Annotated in this window: 9 protein-coding genes and 1 tRNA gene; 6 read left to right on the top strand and 4 right to left on the bottom strand. The window is 41.1% G+C overall.

The features are described from left to right. Positions 1-81: 81 nt before the first annotated feature. A complete protein-coding gene (locus CJF29_RS04515) occupies positions 82-588 on the bottom strand; it encodes a DUF5035 domain-containing protein (protein ID WP_008650173.1) in 507 nt (168 codons plus the stop codon). A gap of 190 nt (positions 589-778) precedes the next feature. Here CJF29_RS04515 and CJF29_RS04510 point away from each other — a divergent pair, with 190 nt between their 5' ends. The 3 genes from CJF29_RS04510 to CJF29_RS04500 all read left to right on the top strand — a co-directional run bounded on the left by CJF29_RS04510 (position 779) and on the right by CJF29_RS04500 (position 5,282). Continuing rightward, positions 779-1,600, top strand: a complete 822-nt coding sequence (locus CJF29_RS04510; RefSeq protein ID WP_004306654.1) for a hypothetical protein — start codon at positions 779-781, stop codon at positions 1,598-1,600. A 23-nt stretch (positions 1,601-1,623) separates the two neighbouring features. Further along, positions 1,624-2,307 (top strand): HAD family hydrolase, encoded by a 684-nt coding sequence (locus CJF29_RS04505; protein WP_004312359.1) that lies wholly within the window; start codon positions 1,624-1,626, stop codon positions 2,305-2,307. A gap of 122 nt (positions 2,308-2,429) precedes the next feature. Then, positions 2,430-5,282 carry a bifunctional fucokinase/fucose-1-phosphate guanylyltransferase gene (locus tag CJF29_RS04500; protein ID WP_099146186.1) on the top strand — a complete coding sequence of 951 codons (2,853 nt, stop codon included), beginning with the start codon at positions 2,430-2,432 and terminating at the stop codon, positions 5,280-5,282. Between the two features lie 587 nt (positions 5,283-5,869). Here CJF29_RS04500 and CJF29_RS04495 read toward each other — a convergent pair. After that, a complete protein-coding gene (locus tag CJF29_RS04495) occupies positions 5,870-6,739 on the bottom strand; it encodes a transposase (protein ID WP_154289602.1) in 870 nt (289 codons plus the stop codon). Positions 6,740-6,973: 234 nt separating this feature from the next. Here CJF29_RS04495 and CJF29_RS04490 point away from each other — a divergent pair, with 234 nt between their 5' ends. Then, positions 6,974-7,402: a hypothetical protein gene (locus tag CJF29_RS04490; protein WP_099147551.1), complete on the top strand. Its 429-nt coding sequence runs from the start codon at positions 6,974-6,976 to the stop codon at positions 7,400-7,402. Between the two features lie 193 nt (positions 7,403-7,595). Here the strand turns inward: CJF29_RS04490 and CJF29_RS04485 are convergent. Beyond that, positions 7,596-7,668: transfer RNA gene (locus tag CJF29_RS04485), tRNA-Arg, on the bottom strand. Between the two features lie 221 nt (positions 7,669-7,889). Here CJF29_RS04485 and asnA point away from each other — a divergent pair. After that, entirely contained in the window at positions 7,890-8,927 is a 1,038-nt protein-coding gene (gene asnA, locus CJF29_RS04480) for an aspartate--ammonia ligase (protein ID WP_004306648.1), read from the top strand. 6 nt (positions 8,928-8,933) lie between these two features. Continuing rightward, positions 8,934-9,596: a uracil-DNA glycosylase gene (locus CJF29_RS04475; protein WP_004306646.1), complete on the top strand. Its 663-nt coding sequence runs from the start codon at positions 8,934-8,936 to the stop codon at positions 9,594-9,596. A 144-nt stretch (positions 9,597-9,740) separates the two neighbouring features. Here CJF29_RS04475 and CJF29_RS04470 read toward each other — a convergent pair whose 3' ends face one another. After that, positions 9,741-12,458, bottom strand: coding sequence for a putative LPS assembly protein LptD (locus tag CJF29_RS04470; protein WP_099147550.1), 2,718 nt, complete (start codon positions 12,456-12,458; stop codon positions 9,741-9,743). Positions 12,459-12,485 lie beyond the last annotated feature (27 nt).

Here is a 12,485-nt window from a genome sequence, read left to right as displayed (position 1 = left end):
CCGTTCATTATTATATTCAATTGATTGCAGTTTCCGATTGTACCGCTTATTGCCCGTTGTACCGTTTACTGCTCACCACTTCTACTTCTCATCTTCCACTTTCGTCTTCAAACCGATTTCTTCCTGTGCTCCTTCACATTCGGCTTTGGAAGAAAGATAGAACTCTAATTTCACATCACCGTTCTTATCTACCTGTTTAATGGTCGCAATCACCATAATTTTGGCTTTTGACACCCCATCCTTAAAACGAAGCTGTCCTTTTTCCACATCTGTCAGATTTCCCTCTGTAGATACTTCTGTTTGCTCATAAAAGAGTTTGGTATCCACTTCATCGTCATTCTGAAGTTTAAAGGTTTTCAGTTCTGCCCCATTTCCATCCAAAAGCAGAAAGGCTTTCACTTCATCTCCCACTTTCAAGGCGGGCAGTTCCTCCCTCTGATTCGCATAGTCTTTTTCATCGGAACTGGTATTTTCACCGTCCGATTCGATCTTCGCATAAAGCTTTTCTATCTTGATAACAGGACTTTCCCCACTATCAGAGCAGGCGCCTAAAAACAATGGTAGCAACAATAATACTCTCTTTTTCATGCTATCGTCGAGTTTATAACGTTACAAAAATACACATATTCTTCTAAACAGCAAATAATTATGTAGTTAATCGCTTGGGAGCGTCATTTGCAACTATCTTCCCTTTCTAACTTATCTCTCATTTTTTATCGTTATCTTTGCCTCGTATACAGTTGTAGATGAAGCGAATCAAACTTAAAAAACAAATAGAATGGCAGGAAATTTATTAAAGAAGTCCAGTGGACTCATGCTACTATGTAGCGTATCATTGCTAATGATAGTCATGACCGGTTGTCAGGAAGCCAAACTCAAAACTGTAATCGGGATAGCCAACAAACAGTGTCCGCTGGACATGGGAGAAGTCGGCAATATTACCAGTATCATCTACGACGGGGATAACGTAGTGTACACTCTCAACATGAACGAGGAAATTACCAATATTAAGATTTTGAAAGATAATCCGGAAAGCATGAAATCATCTATCAAAATGATGTTTCAGAATCCGGCTGCTGATGTAAAGGAAATGCTGAAATTGATGGCTAAGTGTAATTCCGGATTACACATGATATTTGTAGGGAATAAGTCGGGCGAACAAGCGGTTTGCGAACTTACTGCCGAAGAATTGAAAGAGGTTATCAATACAAATGCCGACCCGGCACAAAGCGGACAGACAAAGCTTGAAGCGCAACTGAAAATGGCGAATCTGCAATTTCCAATGCAGGCCAGTGAAGAAGTCGTTGTCGAAAAAATCGAAATCATAGGTGAATCGGTTGTTTATATATGCAGTGTGGACGAAGAGTTGTGTCCTATCAGCCAGATTGAAGAAAACGCAGCTGAAGTGAAAGAGGGTATTGTGTCAACGCTAGCAAGTCAGACCGATCCTGCCACCCAGATATTCATAAAAACCTGCGTGGAGAACAATAAAAATATTACCTACAGATATATCGGCAAGGATTCCGGGAAACAATACGATGTAGTTATTCCCGTGTCTGATCTGAAGAAAATGCTCATAAAAAATAAAATATCATCTTAAAAAGATTCCGCAACGTACAAAGTATGAAAAAGAAACTGAAAGCCGTCCTGTTTGACATGGACGGCGTACTCTTTGACTCTATGCCTTATCATTCGGAAGCCTGGCATAAAGTAATGAAATCTCATGGGCTCACTCTTAGTCGCGAAGAAGCATATATGCATGAAGGACGGACAGGAGCCTCTACAATCAATATTGTTTTTCAACGTGAATTGGGTAGAGAAGCCACACAGGAGGAGATAGAAAGTATCTATCAGGAGAAAAGTGTTTTGTTCAATTCATATCCCGAAGCAAAGCCTATGCCCGGTGCATGGGAGTTACTGCAAAAAGTGAAGAAGGACGGGCTGATTCCGATGGTGGTCACCGGCTCCGGTCAGTTATCCCTGCTCGAACGGCTGGAACACCACTATCCGGGAATGTTTCACAAAGAACTGATGGTTACAGCGTTCGATGTAAAATATGGCAAACCCAATCCCGAGCCGTATTTGATGGCTTTGAAAAAAGGAGGGATCAAAGCGGATGAAGCGGTTGTAGTAGAAAACGCTCCGTTAGGAGTGGAAGCCGGACACAACGCGGGTATTTTCACCATAGCAGTCAATACGGGTCCTTTGAACGGGCAAGTGTTGCTGGATGCCGGGGCTGATTTATTATTTCCATCCATGCAGGCACTTAATGACACCTGGGACATGATGACTGAAAATGACATCTAAAAGCTGAAAAGAAAATTTATTCTTCAAAACAGAAGAAAAATATTGAAAAGCAGGAATATAAATAGTATTTTTACGGGAGTTTAATTCGCTTAGATTCTATCTAAGCCAACGCAGATTCTACTATGCAAAAGTTATTATCTTTACCACCCAATTTGATCCATTGCTTCCACGAACTGGAAGAAGTTAACCATACCGATTGGTTTTGTACATCAGACCCCATAGGGAGCAAACTAGGCTCCGGCGGCGGAACCACATGGTTATTGCAAGCTTGCCATCAGGCATTCGCTCCACAAGAGTCTTTCAGCAACTGGATAGGACACGAAAAAAAAATATTGCTCCATGCAGGCGGACAAAGCCGTCGGCTACCCAGCTACGGCCCTTCCGGCAAAATATTAACTCCTATCCCGATCTTCAGTTGGGAAAGAGGACAAAAGCTGGGACAGAATCTGTTATCATTGCAGCTCCCGCTCTATGAAAGGATTATGAATCAGGCTCCGGCCGGTCTGAATACGCTGATTGCTAGCGGAGATGTATATATCCGTTCGGAAAAACCGCTTCAGGATATTCCGAACGCAGACGTAGTATGCTACGGGCTGTGGGTGAATCCGTCATTGGCAACTCATCATGGCGTGTTTGTTTCCGACCGGAAAAAACCGGAGGTGCTCGACTTCATGTTGCAGAAACCTTCTCTGGAAGAGTTGGAAGGATTGTCGAAAACTCATCTTTTCCTGATGGATATCGGTATCTGGATTTTGAGTGACCGCGCCATAGAAGTATTGATGAAACGGTCGTTGAAAGAAGGTACGAAGGATATTACTTATTATGACTTATACTCGGACTATGGTTTGGCTTTGGGAGAGCATCCTAAAACGGAAGATGAAGAAATCAATCAGTTGTCCGTAGCTATATTGCCGTTGCCGGGTGGAGAATTCTATCATTACGGCACAAGTCACGAACTGATTTCTTCTACTTTAGCCATACAGGATAAGGTACGGGACCAAAGAAGAATCATGCACCGGAAAGTAAAGCCGAATCCGGCTATCTTTATACAGAATTCCATCACACAAATTTCTCTTTCTGCCGACAACGCCAATTTATGGATTGAGAATAGCCATGTGGGAAAGGAATGGAAATTAGGTTCCCGCCAGATTATTACAGGAGTTCCTGAAAATCAGTGGAGCATCAATTTGCCGGATGGGGTTTGCATCGACATTATTCCTATCGGTGAGAATGAGTTTGTTGCGCGTCCGTATGGATTGGATGATGTATTCAAAGGAGCGTTGGACAAAATAACGACTACTTATCTTAATATTCCTTTTACCCGTTGGATGGAAGATAGAGGAATTACCTGGGAGGATATAAAAGGGCGTACAGATGATTTACAATCGGCATCCATCTTCCCTAAAGTAGCTTCTGTGGAAGATTTAGGCATATTAGTACGCTGGATGACCTCGGAACCACGACTGGAAGAAGGGAAAAAACTTTGGTTGAAAGCAGAGAAAGTTTCTGCAGACGAAATATCCGCAAGCGCCAACCTCAAGCGTCTTTACGAACAACGCAATGCTTTCCGCAAGGAGAACTGGAAAGGACTGGCAGCCAATTATGAGAAGAGTGTGTTCTATCAACTTGATTTGCTGGATGCCGCAAATGAATTTGTACGTTTCAATTTAGATATGCCTGACGTATTGAAAGAAGATGCCGCCCCCATGTTACGGATACACAACCGGATGCTTCGTGCACGTATCATGAAACTACGTGAAAACAAGGATTGTGCCAAAGAGGAACAGGCAGCTTTTCAACTGCTTCGCGACGGTTTATTGGGGATAATGAGCGAACGTAAAAGTCATCCCATACTCAATGTTTATTCCGACCAAATCGTATGGGGACGCAGTCCTGTGCGTATTGATGTGGCCGGAGGATGGACAGACACACCTCCCTACTCTCTTTATTCAGGAGGAAGTGTTGTAAATCTTGCTATCGAGCTGAACGGCCAACCGCCGCTACAAGTATATGTGAAACCTTGCAAGGAATATCACATCACTCTTCGCTCTATCGACATGGGTGCAATGGAAGTGATAAGGAATTACGAGGAACTGCAAGATTATAAAAAGGTAGGTTCTCCATTCTCTATCCCGAAAGCCGCCCTTACATTGGCGGGCTTTGCACCGGCATTCTCTACGGAATCTTATCCTTCTTTAGCTAAACAGCTGGAAGATTTCGGTTCAGGAATCGAAATTACTCTACTGGCTGCTATTCCCGCAGGCTCTGGCTTGGGAACCAGTTCCATACTGGCATCTACCGTGCTCGGAGCAATCAATGATTTCTGCGGACTGGCTTGGGATAAAAATGATATATGCAGTTACACATTAGTATTAGAACAGCTCCTGACCACAGGGGGAGGTTGGCAAGACCAATATGGCGGTGTCTTTTCCGGTATTAAGTTGCTTCAATCTGAAGCAGGTTTCGAACAGAATCCGTTAGTACGCTGGTTACCCGATCAGCTCTTTGTTCATCCTGATTACCGCGACTGTCATCTGTTATATTATACGGGAATTACTCGTACTGCTAAAAGTATTTTGGCAGAGATTGTCAGTTCCATGTTCCTCAATTCCGGTCCACATCTAAGTTTGCTGGCCGAAATGAAAGCTCATGCAATGGATATGAGTGAAGCTATTTTACGTAGTAATTTCGAAAGTTTCGGTCGTTTGGTCGGCAAAACCTGGATACAGAATCAGGCATTAGATTGCGGAACCAATCCACCGGCAGTAGCAGCCATTATTGAGAAAATTAAGGATTATACCCTGGGATACAAACTCCCCGGTGCAGGTGGCGGGGGGTATCTATATATGGTAGCAAAAGACCCGCAGGCAGCCGGACAAATCCGACGGATACTAACGGAACAAGCCCCTAATTCCCATGCTCGTTTTGTAGAAATGACTCTTTCTGATAAGGGACTTCAGGTTTCAAGAAGCTAAAGAGAAAGCGTTACCATAAGGCAGGTCAATCATCCGGAATCATAAAAAAACAAGCTTGGACAGATTCAAACGAAATGTCCAAGCTTTAATTTTTCAATGCCATAATGATCTGTTTTACATGTTGAGACTTGAAATAACTGTAAAGTAAATCACAATAATGATAAAACCAATAGCTCCGATAACCAGTGCAATACTAGCCCATTTCTTTTTTCTAGCTTCTTCCATTCTTATTTATATTTATTGGGATTAATATAATTTATCGTCAAATGTCTACATCTGGAAAGCTATGAACATACTACTACAGAATATCATTCCTTACTTTTTCATATCTACAAAGTTAGCATTTCTCACGAGAATCCTTTTATTTAAATCAACTTTTTCATTCTATTTAGGCTAAATTATGTAACTACATACAATAATAACTAACTAGGTTTGAGAAAATGCAAAGCAAAATACATGACTGACTATCTAAGGATTATGAATCTAAATATCAAGAATATGAAACACATTTATTTTACTCATTACCGCTTTTATATCACACAAAAACTGTACATTTGCACTATAAATGCGAATCAGTATTTGATTCCTTAGTTAAAAATTAGAGTAATTAATGCGATGGCAATTTTTCCCATCGTATGTACCAGAAGTCCAGATGTAGATCTGACCTTCATCGCTCTTTGAATATTTGTTTTTTCATTCAACCAGTTGAATAATGCTTCAATGGGTTGTCTGACTTTTGAGACTGCCGTTGAAAACAAGTCTCTTGCCGCTTTCTCCCTTTTTGTTATTTCAGGTGATTCTCCTTTGATAGCTTTTACAGGAGTAAATAGCTCGAGTTTTTTGCATTCTTTCGTCTCTTTATAGAATGGTATATCCGAATATATTTTATCGGCATATATTTCTCTATTGTTCAGATTTCCCACACATTCTCTTTTGAATACAGTGGAGTCATTTTCATCAGCAGCGGAAAGTATGAGCATTTCAGGAAAAGGTATAGTTCCTTTTCTACGGAAAGCCACTGCATGGAGTTTTATTCCGAAATAATACATGTTCTTTGTCGAACAATATCCTTTGGAAGTAATCTCAGTGGCGACCTTTCCTACTTTGTTCTTTCCTGCGCAAGTAATGATAGGCATCGAGTCAACTAATGATTTCATACTGTCACAATCTTGAGGTTTGAATGAATGGATTAACTGCCTGACCAGTTCGCTGATTGCTTCCGGCATCAAATTCAATCTATAATTGAATGTTTGGTAAGAAGGCAAGTCAGGGAACCATGAAAGCAGGTATTCCTTGGTAAAGGTATGTATGTCTTTGATTTTAAAGTATTGTTGATAAGCTCCACAGAACAGATATACAGTAAGCAGTTCCTGATCGGTAAAGATTGGATGATTGTTATTACTGAACCTCTGGCAGTAGAACTTGAGTGAAGACTCGTAAACATCGCAGATATACATATATATTTTTATAAGTTTTAATTCTTTCTCCTTGGGAATCATAATTAGAACAATGAGTGGTTTTATTCTTCTAATATACTGATTTTCAAGGAGATTAGAAAATTAATTTATGAGATAATTAACTGAATAATAACATTTTAACAAGCGAAAAGGCTGATGTTTATCAACTGCTGATTCGCATTATAAATAATATACTAGACTAAAAAAAGGATCAAAAACAAATAAAATATAAAGATGAAATTACTTAAACTATTATTCTTATCCGCCATCTTGCTATCCGCATGCAACAATGACTCGACAGACACTCCGGAAACAGGAGAGCCCAAACAGATTATCGTAAAAATGGCCTCCAATGATTTTACAGATGTCTCCGGCACATATACTCTTGAGAACAATAAAGAATACTGTACTCGGGAAGACGGAAAATATAAGATATTATTGGTCAAGAGTACATATATAAATAAGGAGGGAAAGGAAAAGGATATTCTTACCTATGGCATTCTGGATGTAGCAAATAAAAAATACATCTGCTATACAGCCAACATAGATGTAGCCCAAAGACTTGAAAGAGACTGGGAATTTTATAATCAAATAACTAATCCGGATTTTCCAGATGACCCAAATAGACGATTAGTTTGTAATTCTTATACAAAGAAAGACTAATAATAGAACCTCTTACGAGATAAAAGAAAGATTTCACTTTGATAGTCAACATATAACATTGGTTTCTTGGGAACAACAATAGACCAACAAAAATCAATTACAAGGGCTAAATCCTGCATTTAGTTTTAGTTATCCAAGGTATAAGAAAACAGAAATCCCTCAATAATCAACTGATTATCAAGGGATTTTTCTGTGACCCCGGTGCGATTCAAACGCACGACCTTCAGAACCGGAATCTGACGCTCTATTCACTAAGCTACGGGGCCATTCTTTCTAAATGCGAGGACAAAAGTATAAAAAATCTTCTCATCTTCCTAATGATTCTCCTTTTTTTATAGTTCTTAAGGTACTTCCCTATATTAGAAGACTGTTATTTTGAAATGCTTTAGAGCATTTACTTTATCAAATTGACAATCTTTTAGAGAATATCCATTACATATATCAATTTTATTCCTATCTTTGCCGACAATTAACATTTAACAAACCTATGAGTTACTTGATAAAACCTAAGAACTATAAGCCGCTACTCGACCTCAAACAGACCGAGCTGGGAATCAAGCAAATAAAAGAGTTCTTCCAATTAAACTTGTCATCCGAACTACGCCTTAGACGTGTGACTGCCCCTCTTTTCGTATTGAAAGGAATGGGTATCAATGATGATTTGAATGGAATAGAACGACCTGTTTCTTTCCCAATCAAAGATCTGGGCGATGCGCAAGCCGAAGTGGTTCATTCATTGGCTAAATGGAAAAGGTTGACCTTAGCTGACTATCACATCGAACCGGGATATGGTATTTATACGGATATGAATGCTATTCGGTCAGACGAAGAACTGGGCAATCTGCATTCTCTCTACGTAGACCAGTGGGACTGGGAACGTGTTATCACCAATGAAGACCGGACTGTGAACTTCCTAAAGGAAATCGTCAACCGTATTTATGCGGCTATGATCCGTACAGAATATATGGTATATGAAATGTATCCGCAAATCAAACCTTGCCTGCCACAAAAGCTACATTTCATTCATTCAGAGGAATTGCGCCAGCTTTATCCGAACCTGGAACCTAAATGTCGCGAACATGCCATCTGTCAGAAATATGGAGCTGTGTTTATCATAGGAATAGGCTGTCAACTTGGTGATGGCAAGAAGCACGACGGACGTGCACCGGACTATGACGACTACACTACCAAAGGACTGAACGACCTGCCCGGACTAAACGGCGACCTCCTATTGTGGGACAATGTACTGCAACGCTCCATCGAATTATCATCGATGGGAATCCGTGTAGACAAAGAAGCCTTGCAACGTCAGTTAAAAGAAGAAAAAGAAGAAAAAAGACTGGAACTTTATTTCCACAAGCGATTGATGAATGACACCCTTCCCCTGTCTATCGGAGGAGGTATCGGACAATCCCGCTTGTGTATGTTCTACCTTCGCAAAGCTCACATCGGAGAAATACAAGCCAGCATCTGGCCCGAAGATATGCGCAAGGAATGTGAAGAACTTGAAATACACCTTATATAACAAACTATGAATGTACAAATTGAAGAAAGCTGGAAAGCACATTTAGAACCCGAATTCGAAAAAGACTACTTTCGCACACTGACCGATTTCGTCAAAAGCGAATATAGCCAGTATCAGATCTTCCCTCCGGGAAAACTGATCTTCAATGCTTTCAACCTTTGTCCTTTCGACAAAGTGAAAGTTGTAATTATAGGACAAGATCCTTACCATGGACCGGGACAAGCGCATGGTCTCTGTTTCTCTGTAAACGACGGAGTGCCTTTTCCCCCTTCATTAGTGAATATATTCAAAGAAATCAAAGCCGACATCGGCACAGATGCCCCTGCTACGGGAAATCTGACTCGCTGGGCAGAACAGGGAGTATTGTTGCTCAACGCTACGCTGACCGTACGTGCTCACCAAGCTGGTTCACACCAGAACCGTGGCTGGGAAACATTTACTGATGCTGCAATCCGTGCCCTGGCAGAAGAAAAAGAAAACCTGGTATTTATCCTGTGGGGATCATACGCTCAAAAGAAAGGAGCGTTTATCGACCGCAACAAACACTTGGTACTCACTTCCGCCCATCCCTCTCCTCTTTCTGCTTACAACGGCTTCTTCGGAAACAAACATTTCAGCCGTACAAACGATTATCTAAAAGCACATGGAGAAACAGAAATCGCATGGTAGATAGATAACAGTGAAATAAAAACAATGAGCGGTGAACAACTAATGCAATATAAATGCATATCTTGTTCACCGCTCATTGTTTTTATTTTATGCTCTATCGCTTACTCTTTACGTTATCGCTAAACATTCATTATCGTTTCCCCTTTAATACCACTGAATGTTACTTTGCGTCTGACTTCTCTGCTCATACTTCAAGTCTTGCAGAATACTTGCATTCGCACGGATTGTAACATTGTAATACTTCCAACGTCCGAAAGGAGAAAGACTGGCGGACAAGTTGAAACAGTGCAAGTCACGGGATATTGTACAAGAAGTCTGGGTAATCTCTTTTGCTTGAAAATCATAACCCGAGTTGAATGAGAGCGACCAGTTATTAGAAATCTTTATATTTCCGTTTGCATTGATATTATGCGTATAAGTATAAGGATATCGCATGGAATAACGGTTGATAGGCTTCGTTCTATCTTCACGGATATTAAACGAATAGCTAAGGCTCAATGACCAAGGCATCTTAAATACCTGATAACCATCCGGGTCAGCCTGTGCTTTCTCTACTTTCTTAGGCGTAGTACCGTCTCCTTCCGTTCCATCGGATTCCTCATCATCGCTATCCTCCGACTTATTCTTATCTTTCCCTTTTTCATCCTCTTCTTTCGGACCGAACCATTTCTTCCATGTGTCATTATTGAAGGTATAGTTGAAAGAAGAGCCATATCCCTGGAAACGTCCAAAACGACCATACGACCATTCTGTACGGTTACTGGTTACTACATTACCACTTTTATCGAACGTATAAGCATACGTAGCGAACGATGCGTTCATGTTGAATGTATAATTCTTAGTCAGTTTCAGACGTAGGTTCATGCTTAAATCACTCCAAGGCCTCTCTTTGGCAGCCATATTATAAGACATACTTGCTCCCAATTCATCAATCAGACTAACCTTTTTAAGCGTATCTTTCTTTGCATCATAATACTTCATCTCTAAGTTATTAGAAATAGAGAAACTGACTGTTCCCGATCCTTCCCGCGAAGGTACGCCATAAGGTTGACCGGTGAAAGGAGAATAATATTGCGTATTGCCATTATAATCGGTATATTCTTCCCAATACTTGCTGAATCCCGGAGCACCGCTAAGACTTACCTGAGGCGTAACTACGTGACGAATCTGTATCTCTTTCTTTTTAGCAAAAAGAGGTTTGTACATACCATATACTTTCGTACTTAAGCTCAAACTTGCCGAGTAATTGGATACCCGGTAGAAACCGTTCAGTGTATCACCCGGCAATGCCTCCAACTTATGATCGACCTCATTATATTGCTGATTGATCTTACGAGTATACCAACGCTCTGTATAATTGACCGAAGGAGAAACCTGCAAATATTTGAATAACGTAAAAGTAGCACTGATAGGAATGTTATGATTCATCGCATTTTCCCATTCGCTTAGTCCGGCTTTAAACAGACGGTCGTCTTTTGTACGGATACTGTTTGTCAAACGTCCCGTATAGCTAATGGAAATCTTTTCGTACCAGCGTTCAGCTCCCGCCGCCTTCTTACGTTTGAAGGGGAACAGACGGCTTAATGTAATATTCAAGTCAGGCAAAGTGACCGCAATAGAAGAGTCACGCATCGTCTGTGCGATATTGGTGGTTCCGGATAAGGTCAGACCAATATCAGGGAAACTACGAGAATAACTGATACTTGATGTTTTGGTGTTTTGAGTCAACAACTGCGAATTATAAAGGTTGTTGATATTGGAACGTTCGTAACTACTGGTTGAGAAGTTTACACTAGCGGAGAATGTGCTGTTCGGACTGGCTTTAGCATCCTGGCGATGGTTCCATACTACCTTAAAGTCCTTAGCAACTGTATAGTCCGGCATCCCTTTATCTCCAGTCTTGGTGACCTGATAGTCCGCTTGCAGCGTACCGGAATATTTATAGCGTTTATTATAGTTTGTCAATCCAGACAATCTCCATGAACCTTTCGTGAAGATATCTCCCGTTATTTTCAAGTCCATGATATCACTCATGGCAAAGTAATATCCTCCTTCTGCCAAACCGAAACCACGACTGGAGTCATCCATATAAGTCGGCATAATGAAACCGGAAGAGTAACTGCTGGAGAATGGGAAGAAGAAGAACGGCACAGCCAACGGCAGAGGCACATCTTCCACAACCAGATAGGCAGGTCCTGTCACCACATTCTTTTTAGGGCGCACCTTAGCTCTCGTCAGCTGCATATAGAAGTGGGGATGATCGTGATGATCGCAGGTTGTATAACGCCCATGCTCCATGAAAATTTCATCATTGGCTCCTTTCTTCGCCTTGCTTCCGGTCACATATCCTTCTCCCTGCTGGGTGACGATATCAGTAATTCCCGCTTTCTTGGTTTTGAAGTTGTATCGGATTGTTTCCGTATCATACGAGGTATCACCTTCTTTAAATACCGGTTTACCTTTTTCCACTCCGGTAGTATCCTTGATACCATAAGCATGCACAGTACTACTATCCAGATTCATCGAAATAACTTCCGCAGCCAGTTCGATGTTCTGATAATTCACTTTTCCGCTACCATAAAGTGTAGCGGCTCCTCCCAAAGTAAAGACAGTGGAGTCGTTAGATTCATAAACAACCGGTGCATCGAGTGGTTGTTTCTTCTTTACCGGTGCGATAGAATCAATGCGTACCGTTACCGTATCTGCTTTCAACGAATCATTTCCCTGAAGGGAATCCGTTTTCGCGGTATTGGAGGCAATCATTCCTCTTCTTCGACGTTGAGACGTAGCCTCATCGGGAAGCATCAGTAAGACAATCAGCAGTATGAATGATATAAGTATTTTTGCTTTCAATGGCGCCATTAACTAATAGTTTACGCTTGAAGTGGC

It is taken from the genome of Bacteroides celer, from assembly GCF_002632415.2.
Lineage (GTDB): Bacteria > Bacteroidota > Bacteroidia > Bacteroidales > Bacteroidaceae > Bacteroides.
This window is presented reverse-complemented; position numbering and strand designations above follow the sequence as displayed.

What these genes read in the sequence shown, in the direction of transcription:
- CJF29_RS04500 (WP_099146186.1), top strand. Translation starts at nt 2,430, where the DNA reads ATGCAAAAGTTATTATCTTTACCACCCAATTTGATCCATTGCTTCCAC.
- CJF29_RS04490 (WP_099147551.1), top strand. Translation starts at nt 6,974, where the DNA reads ATGAAATTACTTAAACTATTATTCTTATCCGCCATCTTGCTATCCGCA.
- CJF29_RS04505 (WP_004312359.1), top strand. Translation starts at nt 1,624, where the DNA reads ATGAAAAAGAAACTGAAAGCCGTCCTGTTTGACATGGACGGCGTACTC.
- CJF29_RS04470 (WP_099147550.1), bottom strand. Translation starts at nt 12,458, where the DNA reads ATGGCGCCATTGAAAGCAAAAATACTTATATCATTCATACTGCTGATT.
- asnA (WP_004306648.1), top strand. Translation starts at nt 7,890, where the DNA reads ATGAGTTACTTGATAAAACCTAAGAACTATAAGCCGCTACTCGACCTC.
- CJF29_RS04515 (WP_008650173.1), bottom strand. Translation starts at nt 588, where the DNA reads ATGAAAAAGAGAGTATTATTGTTGCTACCATTGTTTTTAGGCGCCTGC.
- CJF29_RS04495 (WP_154289602.1), bottom strand. Translation starts at nt 6,739, where the DNA reads ATGTATATCTGCGATGTTTACGAGTCTTCACTCAAGTTCTACTGCCAG.
- CJF29_RS04510 (WP_004306654.1), top strand. Translation starts at nt 779, where the DNA reads ATGGCAGGAAATTTATTAAAGAAGTCCAGTGGACTCATGCTACTATGT.
- CJF29_RS04475 (WP_004306646.1), top strand. Translation starts at nt 8,934, where the DNA reads ATGAATGTACAAATTGAAGAAAGCTGGAAAGCACATTTAGAACCCGAA.